We start from the raw sequence: 18,470 nt of genomic DNA, 5'->3' as shown, positions 1-18,470 counted from the left end.
GCCTCCTACGCGAGGATCTTGGTGACGACGCCGGCGCCCACCGTCTTGCCGCCCTCGCGGATGGCGAAGCGCATCTGCTCCTCCAGCGCGACCGGGGCGATGAGCTCGATCGTCATCGTGATGTTGTCGCCCGGCATCACCATCTTCACCCCCTCGGGGAGGTTCACCGTGCCGGTCACGTCCGTCGTCCGGATGTAGAACTGCGGCCGGTAGTTGGTGAAGAACGGCGTGTGGCGCCCGCCCTCCTCCTTCTTGAGGACGTACACCTCACCGGTGAACTTCGTGTGCGGCGTGATCGACCCAGGCTTCGCAAGCACCTGGCCGCGCTCGATCTCTTCCTTCTCCACGCCGCGGAGCAGACACCCGACGTTGTCGCCCGCCTGCCCCTGATCGAGCAGCTTGCGGAACATCTCGACGCCGGTCACGACCGACTTCTTCGTGTCCTTGAAGCCGATGATCTGCACCTCGTCGCCGACCTTGATCACGCCGCGCTCGATGCGGCCCGTGGCCACCGTGCCGCGGCCCTTGATCGAGAACACGTCCTCGATCGCCATCAGGAACGGCTTGTCGATGTCGCGCACCGGCTCGGGGATGTAGCTGTCCAGCGCGCTGAGGAGCTGCTGGATCGTCTCCTCCCACTTCGGGTCGCCCTGAAGCGCCGGCAGCGACGCGCCACGGACCACCGGCGCGTTGTCCCCGTCGAACTTGTACTTCGACAGGAGCTCGCGGACCTCCATCTCGACCAGGTCGAGCATCTCCGGGTCGTCCACCGCGTCGCACTTGTTGAGGAACACGACGATGTGGTTCAGGCCGACCTGCCGGGCGAGCAGCACGTGCTCGCGCGTCTGCGGCATCACGCTGTCGAGCGACGACACGACGAGGATCGCCCCGTCCATCTGCGCCGCGCCGGTGATCATGTTCTTGATGTAGTCGGCGTGCCCGGGGCAGTCGACGTGCGCGTAGTGGCGGTTCGCCGACTCGTACTCGACGTGCGCCGCCGCGATGGTCACCGTCTTCGTCTCGTCACGGACCGTCCCGCCCTTCGCGATGTCGGCGTACGAGATCGCCTTCGCCAGGTTGCGCTTCGACTGCACCTTGACGAGCGCCGCCGTGAGCGTGGTCTTGCCGTGGTCGATGTGGCCGATGGTGCCCACGTTCACGTGCGGCTTCGTACGAGTGAATTTCTCCTTGGCCATCGAGATGTCTCCTGCCGAAATGAAGTTCGCGACTGCGTTTCGCTGTCCTCGTTGGAGCCCACCATCGGGATTGAACCGACGACCTCGTCCTTACCAAGGACGTGCTCTGCCAACTGAGCTAGGTGGGCAAACGACCGACCACGGAGCGGGCGACCGGGTTCGAACCGGCGACGTTCAGCTTGGAAGGCTGACGCTCTACCAACTGAGCTACGCCCGCGGGCTTCCGTCGGGAGTGACCCGGCGGATCTGGTTCCTGGTCGGACCGCCTTCGGAGCGAAACGTCGCTCCGGTGGAGGGTGATGGATTCGAACCATCGTAGGCATTGCCGGCAGATTTACAGTCTGCTCCCTTTGGCCGCTCGGGCAACCCTCCAGATTTTCTCTATTTATTAGATTTTGCCGACTTTGTCTCTGCCCTGACCTCCCGAACCACCGACCGGTCGCCTTGCATCGGAGCTGACGAGGGGACTTGAACCCCTAACCCCCTGCTTACAAGGCAGGTGCTCTACCGATTGAGCTACGCCAGCGGCATCCACCCGCTGCCCGTCCCCGGGCTCCGGGAAACGTGCGTGCTGACCTAGCGAAATGTCCCAAGACCGATCACTTCTGTGCGAGCAATCAACTCCCGGCCCTGCTGGACCGCCTGCCTGCACGGTTCGGAGTGTCCCGACCGGGCTGGACCGCAGCGAGGTGAAGCTGTTGGTGCCGCTCACGTCGCTCCGAAGGTAGACGAGTCCCGCGAAGGGAGGAGGCTCTTAGCCCCCTGCAAGAGACGTGTCAAGCGGTGTGCATCGTTTTCGTCCGTTTCGCTGGAATCGGCTGGGAGAGCGCGGTCTGGCCGCGCGGGCGCTCCAGAGCACCGGCGTCCTCCGACGGCGCCGATCTCGCTCGAGCGCTCCCGGTTTTCAAGTGCGGACGTCGAGGAGCACGCTCCCGCGGCGCGCGGAGCGCAGCGGCGAGGTGCTCACGCAGCTGCGCTCCGCGCGCCGCGTGCCCGCGCCGAACGCCGCGCGCAGCGACGGCGCGCCTCGGACGAGCAGCCGCGTGAACGCGAACGCAAGCGAACTTGAACGAGGGGGCGAAGACGAGGGCGACGACGGCGCGCGTCGGCGGCGCCTCGGGCGAGCGAGAGGTCCCTTGCGCTCCGCTCACGGCTGCTGCGATCCTGCCCGGCGCACGCTCGCCCGGGCGCGCCGCGGAGCGGCCCGACGCGACGATCGCGTTCCGTCATGCTTCGGGGGTAGAGGTTCGATCGCATGGAATGTCCCGCTTGCCATCAGCCAAACATCGATGGGGCGCGCTTCTGCGCCACGTGCGGCGCGCTCCTCCCTGTCGCGCCGGTGGAAGCAGACCCGCTCATCGGCGCCATCGTCGGCGGCCGGTTCCGCATCATCGGCGTGCTCGGCGAGGGCGGGATGGGCCGCGTCTACAACGGCGAGCAGCCGATGGGCACGTCGGTGCGGAAGGTCGCCATCAAGACGCTCCTCTCGCAGCACGCGAAGGATCCGCAGGTGGTCGCGCGCTTCATGCGGGAGTGCGGCACGGTCAGCGAGCTCGAGCACCCGAACACCATCAAAGTCTACGACTTCGGGCAGACGAACACCGGGGAGCTCTACATCGCGATGGAGCTCCTCAACGGGCAGTCGCTGGAGACGGCGCTCGAGCGGGGCGGCGCGCTCTCTCCCGAGCGCGTCGATCGCATCATCGCGCAGACGTGCGGGTCGCTCCAGGAGGCCCACGAGAAGGGGATCGTCCACCGCGACCTGAAGCCCGCCAACATCTTCTTGACCAGGCGCGCCGGCGAGGAGGACTACGTCAAGGTCCTCGACTTCGGCATCGCGAAGCGCGACGAGCGCAGCGCCAAGGCCGAGCAGAAGCTGACCCAGCAGGGGACGGTGCTCGGCACCCCGCCGTACATGAGCCCCGAGCAGTTCACGGGGACCGAGCTCGACGCGCGGAGCGACGTCTACTCGCTCGGCGTGCTGACCTACGAGATGCTCACCGGGCGCCTGCCGTTCGACGCCGACACGCCGTGGGCATGGGCGACGCAGCACATGACGGCGCAGCCGTTCCCGTTCGAGGCCGTGCCGATGGGCGCCGCGGCCCCGCCGAAGATGAAGGCCGCCGTCATGAGAGCCCTCAGCAAGAGGCGCGAGGACCGGCAGCAGTCGGCGCGGGAGTTCTACGAGGATCTCACGATCGGCGCGGGCGCCCGCCTCTCGGTGCTCGCGGCGGCGCCGCGCACCCTCGTCGGGAGCGACGCGCCGACCAGCGGGACGGCGCTGATGCCGTCGCGCTCGGGTCAGACGCAGCTCGGGGAGCCGCTGTTCGTCGCGGGGCCGCCCACGGGATCGGGACCGGTGAGGACCGTCGTCAACCATCAGGCCCATCAGGCCGCGACGGTCATGGATCAGGCTGCCGTGCCGGCGCACCCGGCCGTGCCCACGGGCAGCGGCCAGGTGTTCCCCGCGCCGCCGCCGGCGCCGCAGAAGAGCAAGGCAGCTCCGATCCTCGCCGCGGTCGCGGCCGTCGCGGTGCTCGGCGTCGTGGGCGTCGTCATGATGACGAAGGGGAGCGGCGGGAGCACGACGGAGGAGAGCACGTCGACCGCGATCCCGCTGCCCACCGGCGCGCCGTCGGTCACCGTGGCGTCGGATCCCGTGGGCACGCCCACGAGCACGCCCACGACCACCCCGGAGCCTCCCCCGCCCGAGCCCACCGGCCCGGACAAACCGGCTCCGGACACCCCGAAGAACACGTCGACTCCGACCGCGACCACCGCGCCCAAGGTCCCGCCGCCCGGCAACGAGAAGGCGGAGCAGGAGTGCAGGGCCGCGATCAACCTGGCGAACGGCGGCAACACGGATCTCGCCGTGAAGCGCTTCGCGTCCTGCGATGGCCCCAAGAAGGCCGAGGCGAGGGCCGCCATCAGCGCGAGCGCCAAGCGGGCGGTCGCGTCCAAGGGGTGCGCGGCGAAGTCCCACGCCTTGGCCGCCGCGCGGATCGGGGCGGGCGAGGCGATGTCCCAGCTGCCAGCGCAATGTCGATGAAGGAAGTGGGCCGGATCGGACACAACGCTCAGCGGGTCCGGGCTGTTCCAGGCTTGCCTTGACGCCCGATTTTGACCGGTGCTAGATCCTGCCCCGACAGTTCTGAAAGTTCAGTGCACGCCGCGCCCTGGCTTTGTTTGGTCGGCGCTTGACTTTGGAACACGGGGGAGAAGGTCGCTCACGGGAAATGGGCAGTAAGATTCGTTTGGTCGCGCCTCGAATGAGCTGGCGCGACATATGTCGATCGAAAGAGTTCGTTGGGCGATGGATCGCCCTTGACAATGTCAAATACATTCAAGGCTGTTCCCAGCCGGCCGAAGCCGACGTTGTGGACGCCGACGATGACCTGGCCGACTTATGCGCGAGGATGCGCGAGGCCGACCGCACGGCGTGTGCGATCCTCTTCGTCGAGGACGACGCCGGAGTACCTGCGCGGGTCCAGCGACTGCCGCAGCTTTGGCGCCGCGTCGCGCATCACTGATCCGCCGGAACATCCTCATCCGCGCAGTCCGACCGTCTGACGACGCGAGCGTCCTCGGGAGCGTCTCAGCGAACCGAGCCTGGCTCGGCGAGCTCACGCTCCTGGCGTTCGCCGCCGAACGTCGGTCGCGCGTCGGTCCCCGCCCTGGGACGTCGCGTCCGCCCTGCTGCCAGCCGATCTTCGGCTCCTTGCCTATCTTCGGCTACTTGAGGATCGGCTTCAGCAGGGTCTTGCCGTCCTTGACGACGACATCGTAGTCGACGGACTTGGCCGGGTTCGTCGCACGCAGCTTCGCTGCCTGCGCGCGGAGGCTCTCCGCCAGGCGCTCGTAGGTGACGCCGGCCGTCGACTCACGCGCGGCGCGCTTCGTCTCGACGTACTTCGCGTAGATCTGACGCAGCCGCTGCTCCGGGAGCTCGTCGTCGCGCGCAGCAGAGCGCTGCGGGGGCGCGGGTCGCGCGCGCACCGCGGCGTCGAGGCCGGCGCGCGCGGCCTCCGGGGGGCGCGACGGCGTCCGCGGCGCCGTATGCCGGGCGCCGCTCGCCGCGCCGGTCTCCGCCGCAGGCGGCGCGGTGGAGCGACGGCGCCGGGCCGACGGCGGGCGCTCCGAGTGGATGCGCTCCTGCCGCCTCGCTCCGGTGCCCTTCGCTTCGCCCGCCGCGGCGGCCGCAGCGACCGCTGGGGCTTCGGCCGGAGCGCCAGGAGAAGGCTTGACGGGGCTCGGGGGCGGCGGTCGCTTCGGAGCAGGCGGAGGCTCGGGCGCGACGTCCGTCAACGCGTCTGGAGGCCCGGCCGCGGCCTTCGCCGCGTCGCCGGTCTTGGTGCGCTGAGCGCGCATCTCCGCCGCGAGCTCGGCGAGCCGCTGACGGCTGTTCGCGCCCGCCGCAGGCTGAGCCTTGTCGACGGCAGGGCGCGCCGGCGACTTCGCGCCTGCTGGCGAGGCCTCGGCCGGCTTCGCCTCTGCCGGCTTGCTCTCCGCCGGCTTCTGCTGGGGCCTGGTCAGGCCGAGCCCCCGGGGCAGCCCTCCCAGCGGCGCGGGCTTCACGGCCGCGGCGGCCTGCGGCATGGCGGGCGGCGCGAGCGCAGGACGCACCGGCGAGCTGGCCGGCGCCGCGCTCGACGCCTCCGGTGCGGTCAGCGGCGCGACCGCGGCGCGAGGCGCGGCCTCCTCGGCGGCCAGCGCGGCCAGCGATCGCTTTCCCAAAAGCGACGCGGCGGGCAAGGGCGGGGGCGCCAGCGTGACCGCCTCGTCGTCGACGTCGATCTCCTCGTGACCGCCGCTGTCATCGGCGCGGTGGACCGGCTCGCGCGCTGTCTCCTGCTGCTCGGCGAGCTCCGCGTAGCGCTCTGCCCGCTTGCGGCCGACGATCGTGAGCGCTTCCTTCGCTCCGACCCGCTTCGCTGCGCGGATGACGTCGCGGCGGTACGTGCCGTTCTCGATCTCGCGCGAGATGCGGCCCCAGTACTGCTGGAACGTGTTGTAGCGCTGGATCAGCATCTGGAACTTGAACCGGAGCCCGGTGTTCCTGATCTGCTCCCGCCGCATCACCCAGATGCGACGCTCGACGTCCTTGCGCGGGATGAGCGGCTCCAGCCGTTCGATCCCCATGAAATACTGCTCGTAGAGCGCGCGCAGCCGCTCGATGCGCGTCTCCAGCTCCTCGAGCTCCCGTTCGACCTCACCCGATTCCATCGCGGCTAGAGGGGCGTGATGCGCAGGTTGTCGAAGCAGACCGGCGCATCCCATGCGTTGAAGCCCATGTGCTCGTGCCCTGGACCGGAGAGCGGAGCAGGGTCGCTGAGCTCCAGATACTCGACGTCGTTCACCGACCAGGAGAGGGTCCTGCCGTCACGACGCTCGATCCGGAAGCGATACGGTTGCCCCGGCGCGACCGGCCGCGCGCGGTCGTCGTCGCTGTCCGGGTCCACGTCGATCTCCAGCCGTTCGGCGCTGTGCTCGTCGAGGCGCGCGAGCACGTGCTTCGTGTTCTTCCATCCCCCGAGGATCACGAGGTAGCTCGTCGCGTTCGTGTAGCTCGCCGCCGTCGCCCCGCTCCGACCGTCTCCCCAGAGCTCGGCCTTGAGATCGCCATCTGGGGCCTCGGCGATGGCGTCGAACTCGATCCGGGCGTTCTCCGGCAGCGGCCGCTTCAACCACACGCCGCGGTTCCTCGCGGCGCGCACGCAGAGCTGCCCCTCGTCGATGGCCCACTTGGAGCTCAAGGCGTTCCAGTCGGGGCCGAGCGCCGGCCGGTTGAAGTCGTCCTCGAACACGCCCGCCCCCTGCGCTCCCGGAGCGGCGCCCGCGGTCGGCGAGGAGACCGACGACGCGACCGTCCCGGCTGGCCGCGCGCTCGCGTCCCCCGTGGCCGGCCCTTCGGGAACACACGCCGCGCTCACGAGCAGCCCAGGCACTGCGAAGACCCCGACGGTGGCACGGCCAGAGAGCACGGAATCGATGCTAGCAGCGGCGCGCGCGGACTTCGAGAGCCGCTTCGCGGGCGCCGTCGACAGGGTGGGGAGAACTTCGCGCTGCGCTGACGGCCCGGGCACATCGAGATCGCCCGGCGCGGTTGGACCAGCGTCAGCGAACGCTTTGGCTCGCTGCGTCATGCGCGAGAGACGATGCTTGATGGTCCCCAAGCCCAGGCGTAAGGAGAGGCGCCATGCATCCCATCCTGTTCCGCGTCCCGCTGCCCGCCTGGACCGTGCCCCTTCTCTGGGTCTTCCTGATCGCTGCGGGCATCGCTTTCGCGGGCGCGATCGGGCTGCTCATCGCGAAGAACAAGCCAGGCGCGACGGCCGCGGGCATCGCAGGCGTCGCGCTCGCGGCGATCGCCTCCCAGGTCAAGGAGCAGACCTACACCCTGGGTCCGCTGCCCATCTACAGCTACGGTGTCATGCTCGGGCTCTCGCTCGTGGTCGGCTGGTACCTGACGCTCGGGCTCGCGGAGCGCGACGGCCTGCCGAAGGAGACGATGGCCAACTGCTACGTCGTCACCGCGCTCGCCGCGGTCGTCGGGTCGCGCGTGCTCTACATCCTCACGAACCTCGACGAGTTCGACTCGTTCGGCGCGATGTTCGACATCCGCCGCGGCGGGCTGGTGGCGTACGGCGGCTTCCTGGGCGGCTTCCTGGGCTCGTACCTGTTCCTGCGCTCCCATCGCATCCCGCTGCTCCCCTGGGCCGACGTCGCCGTCCCGAGCCTCGCCTCGGGCCTGATGATCACGCGCATCGGGTGTTACCTCTTCGGCTGCGACTTCGGCCGGCCGCTCGGCGAGACGGCGCCCGCCTGGCTGAAGAAGCTCGGCACGTTCCCGCGCTGGGCCGAGGGCACGCTGGACCACGGCAGCGGGTCCCCGGCGTGGGTGCAGCACGTCAAGGAGCGCGGGCTGGATCCGAGCTCCGAGGCGTCGCTCGCCGTGCACCCGACGCAGATTTACGAGGCGCTCGTCGGCGCAGGGCTGCTCGCGCTCCTGCTCCTCGCGCGCCGCCGGCAGAAGTTCCGTGGCGAGATCTTCCTCCTCTTCACGTTCTCCTACGGCGTCTGCCGCTACCTGCTCGAGCTCCTCCGCGACGACGCGGAGCGCGGCTCGATCCCGCCGTCGCTCCCGGAGCACGTGTTGCTCCCGGCCGGCCTCGTGATCTTCGCCGTGGGGTACACGATCGGGTTCTCCCACCTCCTCCGCGACAACATGGTGCGCAAGGTGACGCAGGTGCTCTCCTTCGTCCCCGCGGTCGCCCTGTACCTGGCCCTCAGGCCCGAGACGTTCGCCGCCTCCGCGACCCTCCAGTACTCGACCTCCCAGGCCGTCGCGCTGGCGACCGGGCTCGCGGCGTCGATCGCGTTCGCGGTCTATTACAAGGCCGCCCTGGACCACCCGGAGCAGGCGATGGCGCTCAGCCTCCCGGAGAGCCCCGCCGCGGCCGCCGACAAGCAAGCAGACGGCGACGACGAGGACCAGGACGACGAGGACCAGGACGACGAGGACGAGGACGACACGCCGAGAAAGAAGCGGAGCGCGCCGCCGAAGGCCGGCGACGCGCCGTCGCGGGCCAGGCGCGGCAGCGCAAAGGACGAAGGCCGGACGACGGCCCGCGAAACCGGCGCCGCCGAGGCGCCCGACACCACCGGAGAGGCATAGACCGTGAAGATCGCATTCGGAGAGGGCAAGCTCGTACCGGCCGTCGTGCAGGATCGGCTGACCGGGCAGGTCCGGATGCTCGCGTACATGACGCGGGAGTCGCTCGCGAGGACGCTCGAGACGGGGCGCGCCACCTTCTTCAGCCGATCGCGCGGCGAGCTCTGGGAGAAGGGGGCGACGAGCGGCAACACGCTCGCGGTGACGAGCGTCCACGCCGACTGCGATGGGGATGCGCTCCTGATCCTCGCGGAGCCCCGCGGCCCGACGTGCCACACGGGGAGCGCGAGCTGCTTCTTCCGGCAGGTCGATGCCCGCGGCGACGGGGAGCCCGAGGCCGCCGACGAGGGGCAGGACGCGTCCGCGCTGCTCGAGTCCCTCGAGCGCGAGATCGAGGCGCGCAAGGCGTCCTCGGCGACGAAGAGCTACACCCGGAAGCTGCTCGACGGAGGCGCGCCGCTCCTCGGCGCAAAGCTCCGCGAGGAAGCCGGCGAGCTGGCCCAGGCGATCGCCGGGGAGAGCGACGAGCGCGTCGCGTCCGAAGCGGCGGACGTCATCTACCACCTGCTGGTCGGCATCGCGTCGCGCGGCGTCCCGCTGCGCGCGGTGCTCTCGGCGCTCGCGTCACGCATGGGCACGAGCGGCCTCGCCGAGAAGGCATCGCGGGCACAGAAGGACAGCCCGGGGAAGCCGTGATGCGCCGCGCGTCGCTGCCTCGATGTGGCGGCGGCTCACGCTTCGTGATCCGCCGCGCTGCGCTGTCCGCGGCGCTGCGCTGTCAGCAACCGCAGAGCCCGTCGTAGACGGACGAAGCCCTGTCGCCGCAACCGGGCTGCCGATCAGGATCACCCCGATGGCGGTGGCGCCCGCGAGAGCGAGGCGGCAGACGGCGAGGCTTCGCCGCTGCAGCTGCGCGCCGGCCCCCGCCCTCCGTGAGGGCGGCGGATGGGCTATTCTGGATGGGTGAGCCCGTTCCGTGAGCCGCCCGGCATCGAGCTCGGCCCGCTGGAGGTCGGCCTCGGGCGCGCGGCGCGGCGAGCCATGGTGGGCCTCATCCCGAGCGGAGGACGGCTCATCGCGCCGGACGGCTACGCGCGGACCCTCCACGGCGAAGAGGGCTCCTGGCGCGGCCGCTCGCACACCGCAGGCGCGCTGGGCTCCCTGGCGCTCCTGCTGGCGTCGGCCTGCGCCTTCGTCGCGGCGACCGGCGGCTGGAAGCTGCACGGCCTCGAGGCGACGGCGGTGACGATCGCGCTGGTGATCGCGGGCGGGGTCTCGCTGGCCGCGGTGCTGCGCGCCGTCGATGCGCCGCGCGAACGGCTCACCGTGCACGGCGCGGTGGTCGGCAGGGCGGCGAGGCGCGCGCTCCGCAGGGCAGGGCGCCTCGCGCGCCACGCGGAGCGCGCGCCGGACAGGTTCGGCCCTCGCCGCGTCACCGCGCTGCGCAAGACGTTATCCATGCTCGCGGATCCGCTCATCGCGGACTGGATCCCCGCGGACGTGCGCGGCCGCGCCGAGCTCCTCCTCGCCCGCGCCATCGCCGCGAGCGTCGGCGCGCGCTGGGCGCGCGAGGCCAGCGTCCGGACCGAGGTCCGGGCGCTGCTGCTCGCCGCGGCCGATCACCTGATCGAGCCGACGCCGGCCCGGCTGGATCTGCTCGTGCTGGCAGAGCACACCGAGCCCGCCCCGACGCCGCGCGATGCACGTTGGCCACAGCGCGTGACCGCTGCGGCGCAGATCCGCTGCAGGGCGCCGTCGCCCCCTGTCCCCTCCGACGCCGTCGCCGAGGACGCCGCGGCGGGGGTCGATCTCGACGCGACCGATTCCTCCGGCGAGGAGATCGATCGTGCTAGGGTGCGCTGCTGAAGGGCGCGTCGCCGACGCCTCGGGAGGCTTCGGCGGCGTTGCAGGAATCCCGTGAATCCACCTCGATTCCGGAGCTCTTCACGCTCCCGGGCCATCCCCCTGCCCCCTGCGCTCGGCCGCGCCCACCTCGCGCTCTGGTGCGCGTTGCTCCTGGGGACGTGCCCGAGGCGCGCGCTCGGGCAAGGCGCGGTGGCCGCCGGCGCAGAAGCCACGGCGCAGGAGCGAGCGCCGCACGCTTCCGCGCCCCCCCTCGCGGCGGCGCCGTCGCCCGGCGCGGCGCTCCAGGAGAGGCATCGCGTCCGGTACACCCTCGACGGCATCGAGATCCGAGGCAACGTGCGGACCGCCGCGCGCGTGATCCTCCGCTACGTCAGGTTCCGCGCGGGGGACCTGCTCGACGTCGAGGATCCGGAGATCGAGCTCACGCGCTACCGCCTCCTCGGGACCGGGTTCTTCGCCTCGGTCGGTTTCTCGCTCCGCAAGGGGGTCGAGCGCGGGAGCGCGACGCTCGTGATCGACGTCGTCGAGCGCAACACGTTCGTCGTGCAGGACCTCTGGCTCGGCATCGCGGCCGACGAGGACACCGCGGGCAACGCGAAGCCGCTCTCCGCGTTCACTGGCGTGCAGGTCGCCGAGACCAACCTCGCCGGCACAGGGATCACGCTCGGCGCCGGCGTCGGGCTCGCGGCCGACCAGCTCGCGCTGAGGACCCGCTTCGTCGACCCCGCGTTCGTGGGGACCCGCTGGTCGGCCACGGTGACGGTGCTCTACAACGACGCCCGTGACTTCTTCGGCAACCGGGACGTCGTCTTCGAGTCCCCGTTGCTCGAGCAGCGCGAGGTCACGGGCTACGCCGTCGTCGCCTACAAGCGGTTCGGCGCGACGCTCGGCACAGGTCACGACGTCTCCTCCTCCTCGCGGCTGTCGCTCGACTACCACCTGGAGCAGATCGACGCGACCGTGCCCACGGTCGCCTCGCACATGCGCGGCAACAGCCGCGAGCCCATCGAATTCGACATCCTTGGCGGCAAGACGGTGCTCTCGTCGCTGCACGCCGCGATCGATCACGACACGCGCGACGCGCCCTTCCTTGCGACGCAGGGCACGCTCGCGTCGGTCTCGGTCACGGTGGGCGTACCGCCGTTCGGCAGCGACTACGGCTACCAGAAGTTCGAGTTCGGCGCGCAGCGCTGGTTCCGCCTGCCGCTGCGGCACGTGCTCCGCGTCGAGGCGTTCGCCGGCGCGATAGCCGGGGACGCGCCTTTCTTCGAGAAATTCTACGTCGGCGATCTCACCGATCTCCTGCCGGATCGGCTGCTCGACCTCGCGCCCGATCGGAGGCAACCGCCGAACTTCCTCAGCACGGACATCATCGAGGTCCGGTACGGAGACTTCGCCGCGAAGCTGGAGGCGGAGTACCGGATCCCGGTCTACGCCGGCCGCGGCTCCATCTACGGCGTCGATCTCTTCGGCGCCGCGGGCCTGTACGGCCTCGCGACGCGCCGCGAGTTCACCGATGCGCCGACCGGATACGAGGGCTTCGCCCGCGTGCCCGTGGACGTCACCTACAACCTCGGTCTGCGGGTCGACACGGCGGTCGGCGGGGTGACGCTCGCGTTCTCGAACCTGCTCGGGCTGATCCCGGCGCGGCGCGGTGAGCGGAAATGATCTGCTCGATCTGCTCGATCTGCTTCAATGCACATCGCGGACCGAAGCGCGCGACGCGCGATGCGCGGCGCGCGGGCGGTGGCCGCCGTGCCTGGCACCTCCGAGAGGCGCGGCGAGCGCTCGTGGCGCTCGGCCGCGGAGCGGCGCGCTGGCTCGGGATCGCGCTGCTCGCGACGCTCGCCCTCCGAGCGAGCTGGTCGATGGCCCAGGAGGGGCCGGGGCCCAAGGAGATCGCTGACGCGGACGCGCAGCAGGCGCTCGGCGCGCCGGCCGCGCTGCCCACCAGGGTGGCGAGCTTGACGCTCGACAAGACGATCGTGCAGCTGACCGTGGGCTTCCGCGACGTCGTCGACGGCGAGATCTCGAAGAAGCTGCTCAGCGGGCTCCCCACCGTCATCACGATGCGCGGCTACCTCTTTCACGAGAGCGGAGGCAACCCTGTCGCGCTCGCCGCCAAGAGCTGCCGGATCGTCTACGACCTCTGGGATGAGGTGTTCCGGATCCAGCTGATCCAGGCCGGAGGTCAGTCGAGCACGGTCGCGATCAACGTCGAGGGCGTGCTCCGCAACTGCGCCGAAGCCCGGCGGCTGCCGCTCGTGGAGCGATCGCTCGTCCGCGACGGCAGCCGCTATTTCGTCGCCGTGCTGGTCGAGGTGAACCCCATGAGCGCCGAGATGCTCGATCGCATCAAGCGGTGGGTGACCCGGCCGCCCGGCTCGACGGCGATCGGGCCGGGCGACTCGCTGTTCGGCTCCTTCGTCGGCCTGTTCGTGACGCGCATCGGCAACGCCGACCGGAGGCTCGCCTTCCGCACGCAGCCCTTTTTGCCGCCGGTGCCACCGCCCAGCCCGCCTCCTCCTCCCCAGAGATCTCCCGGCCGCTGAGCCACGCGCGCGGCGGCCTCGCTCGGCGTCACGCACCTCACCCGCCGGGCGGCGCGTCGGTCTACACTCGTCGCGCGGACGCTCTGTTCGTGTCGGCTCCACCCCCATGCGCCTCTTTCCCATCGCGCTCGATCTCAACGGCCAGCGGGCGCTCGTCATCGGCGCGGACGGCGACGCGCCGTACACGGTGGAGCGCCTCCTCTCGGCGGGCGCTCGCGTCTCCGTCGTCGCGCCAGGGCAGGTCGACGGGTCCATCGAGCAAGCCAGCCGGGAGGGGCGGCTCGATCTGCACCGGCGAGCATTCCTGGAGGGCGACCTCGCCGGGGCGGCGATCGTGTTCCTCGTGCCGGGCGACGAGGCGCTCTCGCGGCGCCTCCACGGAGAGCTCGCGGGCGCCGGGCGCCTCGTCTGCACGCTGGATCGCCCGGAGGTGTCGAACTTCGTCAATCCTTCGGTGGTCTCTGCCTCCGGACTGACGATGAGCTTCAGCAGCCATGGCGTCAGCCCTGGAACGATACGGCGCATCCGGGAGGACCTCGGCGCCCTCTTCTCGGATCCTCGGTTCGCCCGCTACATCGAGGCGCTGCGCAGGCTCCGCGAGAGCCTCCCTCGGGGCCCCGAGCGGGCCGCGCGCATGCGCCGGGCGACCCTGGGCTTCGGGCTGGAGGCGAGGCTTCGGTTCCCTGCATGGCTGGAGCGAGGCGACGAGCCTTGATGTCCGAGGAGGCCGCGCCAAAGCGGCGGGGGCGCGGCGGGGGTGCGGGCCTCGGCGCGGGCCTGGGCCAAGGCGCACGCGCCCCCGGATGAACGCGAAACCCCTTGTGTAGAGCGGCCTTCAAGGCTTAAGTGGGCGCCCACGCGACACTATCTGCGGAGGAGGGCTTACGGTATGCGTTCACGATCGGGCCGGCTGACGATGTTGACCTCGGCGGCGATGGTCTCTGGGCTCCTGACGCTGACGAGCGTCAGTCCGGCATCTGCGCAGACGGATGCCAAGCCGGCTGCGCCCCCGGCAGGTAAGCCGGCCGCCGCGGCGGCTCCTGTGAAGCCAGCCGCATCCGCGGCGCAGGCGCCCACCCCCGCTGCGACGCCGCCCGCGGCCGGCGCGACGCCGCCCGCGACCGGGACGCCCGCTGCGGCTCCCGCGAAGGCGGGCACGCCCGCGACGGCGGCTCCCGCGAAGGCCGGTGAGCCCGCGACGAAGGTGACCACCACCAAGCCGAAGAAGGCGCTGACCGAGAAGCAGAAGAAGGACGAGGCGAAGAAGCTCTACAAGGAGGCCGAGGCCAGGTTCGACAAGGGCGAGTACACCGTCGCGGCCGACCTGTACCGCCAGGCGGACGAGTACGTGCCCGGCGCCGCACCGAAGTACAAGCTCGCCCTCTCGCTCGACAAGCAGGGCCTCGTCACCGAGGCCGTCGCGGCCTGGCAGGCGTTCCTCGATTCGAAGCCGGACGCCGAGAAATTCAAGGAGAAGATCGCCGAGGGTCAGGCGCGCGTCGAGGCCCTGAAGAAGACGCCGGCGAAGGTGAAGGTCGCGACCGTCCCGGAGGCGCCGCCTGGCCTCAAGGTCGCGGTCGACGGCGTGGCCCAGCCCGGCAAGGAGCTCTCGGTCCCGCCCGGCAAGCACACCCTCACCGTCTCCGCCGAGGGGTTCGCCGACGCGAGCCAGGAGCTCGAGGTCACCTTCGCCGAGGCGCGCGAGGTCAACGTCACGCTGACGCCGCAGGCGCCGGCGCCGGTCGCTGCGACGCCGGCCCAGCCCCCCACCCCGCCGCCGCCCGCCGACGTGCCGCCCGCGCAGCCGCCGCCGCCGTCAGCGCCGATCGAGCCGCGCTCTCCGGTGCCGGCCTACGTCACCCTCGGGCTCGCGGGCGCCGGTGTGGTGGTCGGGACGATCTTCGGAATCCAGGCGCTCGGCGCGAAGAGCGACTTCGATGACGCCCCGACGACCAAGACCGCGGACAAGGTCGATCGCTTCGCGCTCATCGCGGACATGTCCTTCGCGGTGGCGCTCACGTTCGGCGTCACCGGCGCGGTCCTGCTCCTCAGCGACGACCCGGCCCAGGCGAAGGCCGCAGCGTCGAGCGTGACGAAGAAGGCGTTCGTCACTCCGTTCGTCAGCCCGACAGGCGGCGGCGCCGCCGCGCGGTTTACCTTCTAAGGGGACTACTATGTGGAAGAAACAGCATCTTCTCGCGATGGCGCTCTGCGCTGGCGCGCTCTCGACTCTCGGGATGGGCTGCGAGCTCATCGCCTCGGTCGATCGCTCGCGCATCCCGGGGGACGAGGACGTCCCCGACGACGGATGTTCTGACGGCAAGAAGAACAACGAAGAGACCGACGTCGACTGCGGCGGTTCCATCTGTCCGAAGTGCGACGCCGCCAAGGCGTGCACCGCAGCCACGGACTGCGCGAGCGGCTTCTGCGCCGACGACGTCTGCTGCGACGCCGCCTGCGACGCGGAGTGCGACGCCTGCACCGCCGCGCTCAAGGCGTCGGGCGACGACGGCGAGTGCGGCCCCTCGAAGGCCGAGACCGAGTGCGGCGAGCCGACGTGCTCCGAGGGCGTCGAGACGAGCCGCGGCACCTGCGACGGGGAGAGCGTGGAGTGCGGGCCCGGCGAGGAGAAAGCGTGCGAGGAGTTCGCCTGCGATCCGGAGGCCGACGCCTGCTTCACCGAGTGCACGGAGGACACGCATTGCGCGAAGTGCCACGAGTGCGCAGACGGCGCCTGCGAGCTGGCCGCGGCCGGCGCGGAGGGCCTGGGCTGCGACGAGGGCCAGGCGTGCGACGCCGCAGGCGAGTGCAAACCCGCGAACGGCGTGGAGTGCACGGAAGCGAGCGAGTGCGCCACCGGGCTCTGCGTTGACGGCGTCTGCTGCAACGCCGCCTGCGACACGGCGTGCATGGCCTGCAACGTCGCGGGGTCGGAGGGTACGTGCTCGAACATCCCGCTCGGCAGCGAGGACGGGGCGGACTGCAGCGGCATCAACGCCTGCGACGGCAAGGGCGCTTGCAAGCTGGTGGGTGGCGAGGAGTGCACCACCAACGAGCAGTGCGCGAGCGGCAAGTGCCTCCCCAGCCCCCTCTTCACGTGTGAGGAGATCCCGGAGACGCCTTGAGCTCTCTCCGGCTCCCGCCGGGCTCCCCAGGGAGCCCGGCGGAGCTCACGCCTCGAACGTCCCTCTCACACGCGCGCTGATCTCTCCTGCCCCGGAGCTCGAAGGCGGGCCCAGCACCGTCATCGACTCGGCTTCTCCCTCGAACAGCCCGCCGTCCCCGAGCTCGTCCTCCGCGGCTTCCGCCTCGTAGGCAGGCACCATCGCGGCCTCTTCCCAGCGGCTCTTGAGCCGCTCCGCGAGCTTCGCGAGCAGCTCCCGCGTCGTCTCGCGGTCCGTGGCGGACAGGACCACCGCATCCGGGTGCCCGAGGAGCAGCCGCCGCCCCTCCGCCGGGGCGATCAGGTCCGCCTTGTTGAACACCACGATGCGGGGGATGCCGATGAGATCGAGCTCGGTCAGCAGCGCCTCGGTCGTCTCGATGTGCTGGTCGCGCGCGGGATCGCTCGCGTCCACGACGTGGAGCAGGAGGTCGGCGTCGGCGGCCTCCTCGAACGTCGCCCGGAAGGCGGCGAACAGGTCCTTCGGCAGCTCCCGGATGAAGCCGACGGTGTCGGTGATCACCACCTCGCGCTCCTCGGGGAAACGGAGCCGCCTCGAGCGGGTGTCGAGGGTCGCGAACAGCTTGTTCTCGGCGAGCACGTCGGCGCCGGTCAGCGTGTTCAGCAGCGTGCTCTTGCCGGCGTTCGTGTAACCGACGATCGAGACCACCGGCACGCCGAGCCGGGCGCGGCGGCGGCGGCGCTGCTCGCGCTGGCGGGAGAGCCGCTTCAGCTGCGCCTCCAGGAAGCTGACGCGCTCCTTCGCGCGGCGGCGCCCGATCTCGAGCTTCGTCTCGCCCGGACCGCGCCCGCCGATGCCGCCCGTCAGGCGAGACAGGGAGTCGTCCTTCTGCCCGAGGCGAGGGAGCGTGTACTTCAGCTGGGCCAGCTCGACCTGGAGCTTGCCGTCCGACGACTCGGCCCGCTGGGCGAAGATGTCGAGGATGAGCTGCGTCCGGTCGAGCACCTTGAGATCCGTGTGCTTCGCGATCGCCGAGGCCTGCGAGGGGGTCAGATCCCGGTCGAAGACCAGCGTCTCCGCGTCGAGCTCCGAGGCGCGCAGCACGACCTCGTCCAGCTTGCCCTTGCCGAGCACGAGCCGCGGGTCGAGCCGATCGCGCAGCTGGAGGACCGTGTCCGCGACGTCGACGCCCGCGGTGCCGGCGAGCTCGGTCAGCTCGCGCAGGCTCTCCTCGGCCCGGGCGAGCGCCCCCACCTTGGATTTCTCGGCGACGTGGACGAGGATCGCGCGGCCGTCCTTCGCCGCGACCGACCGCGTGCGCGACCGCTTCGTGAACTCGTCCTCGAGCGCCTGGATGAGCGCGCCGAAATCGACGTCGGCGCGGCCGATCGCGACGGGGCCCACGGTCCGATACGGCAGCGCCGCCGCCCCGCGGCTGTCGCCGCGTCCCTCGGCCTCGTCCACGGTCACCGTGACCGCTTCCTTCCCGTGGACCGGCACGTTGTACGCGTACTGGAGGGTCCGCGGCTCGCCCTGCGGGGTGAGCTGCACGGCCGCGACCAGGTCGAGCCGGAGACGGACGAGATCCACGAGATCGTCCCGGGTGAGCGGCTCGTTGAAGAGGTGTGTGTGGACGAGCCGCAGCGCCCTGAAGCGGCCCTGCGCGGCGCGGAGGCGCCCGATGTCCGGCAGCATCAGCCGGGTCGCGTCGCCGACGATGACGTAGTCGATCTCGCCCGAGCGGTGCACCAGCGCGCCGACCTGGCGCCCCGTCTCATGCGACGCCTCGGCGAGCGCCTTGATGAGCTCGGGCGTGGCGATGCTGGCGAGCGGGACCTTGCGGCGGTAGATGCGCTCGAGGGTCTTGGTGGCCTGGGGGCTGAGTCCGGTGGTGTTTCCGTAGAGGGTGGGCATTCGATAATCGAAGGGGGATGTCGCTCCCGCTCACTCGATTTCATAACGCACGCGGGGCCGGTCCGCGACCAGGGGCACCGCGGATCTTCGTGCGGAGCGCGCATTTTCTCGCCGCTCGTCCCCCTTCCGTTGCCTCCCCGTCCCT

At 71.1% G+C, this 18,470-nt stretch carries 14 protein-coding genes and 4 tRNA genes; 10 read left to right on the top strand and 8 right to left on the bottom strand.

Annotated features, from left to right (window positions below):
- Positions 1–5 precede the first annotated feature (5 nt).
- From tuf to WME82_RS02360, 5 genes are all read right to left on the bottom strand, one after another.
- Positions 6–1,196: an elongation factor Tu gene (tuf, locus tag WME82_RS02380; RefSeq protein WP_012233037.1), complete on the bottom strand. Its 1,191-nt coding sequence runs from the start codon at positions 1,194–1,196 to the stop codon at positions 6–8.
- A 52-nt stretch (positions 1,197–1,248) separates the two neighbouring features.
- Positions 1,249–1,324: transfer RNA gene (locus WME82_RS02375), tRNA-Thr, on the bottom strand.
- 16 nt (positions 1,325–1,340) lie between these two features.
- Positions 1,341–1,413 (bottom strand) — tRNA-Gly (locus WME82_RS02370).
- 73 nt (positions 1,414–1,486) lie between these two features.
- Positions 1,487–1,568 (bottom strand) — tRNA-Tyr (locus WME82_RS02365).
- A gap of 81 nt (positions 1,569–1,649) precedes the next feature.
- Positions 1,650–1,722, bottom strand: a tRNA-Thr gene (locus tag WME82_RS02360).
- Positions 1,723–2,451: 729 nt separating this feature from the next.
- Between WME82_RS02360 and WME82_RS02355 the strand changes: the two genes are divergently transcribed.
- Together WME82_RS02355 and WME82_RS02350 are read left to right on the top strand one after the other, a co-directional pair.
- Positions 2,452–4,245, top strand: a complete 1,794-nt coding sequence (locus WME82_RS02355) for a protein kinase domain-containing protein (protein WP_438041509.1) — start codon at positions 2,452–2,454, stop codon at positions 4,243–4,245.
- Positions 4,246–4,465: 220 nt separating this feature from the next.
- Positions 4,466–4,726, top strand: a complete 261-nt coding sequence (locus tag WME82_RS02350) for a hypothetical protein (RefSeq protein ID WP_438041508.1) — start codon at positions 4,466–4,468, stop codon at positions 4,724–4,726.
- Positions 4,727–4,928: 202 nt separating this feature from the next.
- Here the strand turns inward: WME82_RS02350 and WME82_RS02345 are convergent, their stop codons facing one another.
- Together WME82_RS02345 and WME82_RS02340 are read right to left on the bottom strand one after the other, a co-directional pair.
- Positions 4,929–6,419: an MXAN_5187 C-terminal domain-containing protein gene (locus WME82_RS02345; protein WP_438041507.1), complete on the bottom strand. Its 1,491-nt coding sequence runs from the start codon at positions 6,417–6,419 to the stop codon at positions 4,929–4,931.
- 5 nt (positions 6,420–6,424) lie between these two features.
- Positions 6,425–7,177 carry a hypothetical protein gene (locus WME82_RS02340; RefSeq protein WP_437743916.1) on the bottom strand — a complete coding sequence of 251 codons (753 nt, stop codon included), beginning with the start codon at positions 7,175–7,177 and terminating at the stop codon, positions 6,425–6,427.
- 215 nt (positions 7,178–7,392) lie between these two features.
- Here WME82_RS02340 and WME82_RS02335 point away from each other — a divergent pair, with 215 nt between their 5' ends.
- The 8 genes from WME82_RS02335 to WME82_RS02300 all read left to right on the top strand — a co-directional run bounded on the left by WME82_RS02335 (position 7,393) and on the right by WME82_RS02300 (position 16,411).
- Positions 7,393–8,871 carry a prolipoprotein diacylglyceryl transferase gene (locus tag WME82_RS02335; RefSeq protein WP_438041506.1) on the top strand — a complete coding sequence of 493 codons (1,479 nt, stop codon included), beginning with the start codon at positions 7,393–7,395 and terminating at the stop codon, positions 8,869–8,871.
- Positions 8,872–8,874: 3 nt separating this feature from the next.
- Positions 8,875–9,564 carry a bifunctional phosphoribosyl-AMP cyclohydrolase/phosphoribosyl-ATP diphosphatase HisIE gene (gene hisIE / locus WME82_RS02330; protein ID WP_438041505.1) on the top strand — a complete coding sequence of 230 codons (690 nt, stop codon included), beginning with the start codon at positions 8,875–8,877 and terminating at the stop codon, positions 9,562–9,564.
- 249 nt (positions 9,565–9,813) lie between these two features.
- Entirely contained in the window at positions 9,814–10,734 is a 921-nt protein-coding gene (locus tag WME82_RS02325) for a hypothetical protein (protein WP_438041504.1), read from the top strand.
- Positions 10,735–10,785: 51 nt separating this feature from the next.
- On the top strand, positions 10,786–12,402 hold the full coding sequence (locus WME82_RS02320; RefSeq protein WP_437743912.1) for a BamA/TamA family outer membrane protein: 1,617 nt from the start codon (positions 10,786–10,788) through the stop codon (positions 12,400–12,402).
- A 122-nt stretch (positions 12,403–12,524) separates the two neighbouring features.
- Entirely contained in the window at positions 12,525–13,286 is a 762-nt protein-coding gene (locus tag WME82_RS02315) for a hypothetical protein (protein WP_437297480.1), read from the top strand.
- Positions 13,287–13,392: 106 nt separating this feature from the next.
- Positions 13,393–14,001: a precorrin-2 dehydrogenase/sirohydrochlorin ferrochelatase family protein gene (locus WME82_RS02310; RefSeq protein ID WP_438041503.1), complete on the top strand. Its 609-nt coding sequence runs from the start codon at positions 13,393–13,395 to the stop codon at positions 13,999–14,001.
- A gap of 174 nt (positions 14,002–14,175) precedes the next feature.
- On the top strand, positions 14,176–15,450 hold the full coding sequence (locus WME82_RS02305) for a PEGA domain-containing protein (RefSeq protein WP_438041502.1): 1,275 nt from the start codon (positions 14,176–14,178) through the stop codon (positions 15,448–15,450).
- 10 nt (positions 15,451–15,460) lie between these two features.
- The gene (locus tag WME82_RS02300) at positions 15,461–16,411 is read left to right on the top strand and encodes a hypothetical protein (protein ID WP_438041501.1); all 951 of its coding nucleotides are present in this window, start codon (positions 15,461–15,463) and stop codon (positions 16,409–16,411) included.
- Between the two features lie 45 nt (positions 16,412–16,456).
- On the opposite strand, the gene hflX is transcribed toward WME82_RS02300, so the two are convergent.
- Positions 16,457–18,325 (bottom strand): GTPase HflX, encoded by a 1,869-nt coding sequence (hflX, locus tag WME82_RS02295; protein WP_438041500.1) that lies wholly within the window; start codon positions 18,323–18,325, stop codon positions 16,457–16,459.
- Positions 18,326–18,470: the final 145 nt, after the last annotated feature.

The sequence above is a fragment of the Sorangium sp. So ce128 genome (assembly GCF_051525245.1).
Classification (GTDB): domain Bacteria; phylum Myxococcota_A; class Polyangia; order Polyangiales; family Polyangiaceae; genus Sorangium; species Sorangium cellulosum_B.
Note: the sequence above shows the minus strand (reverse complement) of the source record. Positions and strands in the feature narration are given on the sequence as shown.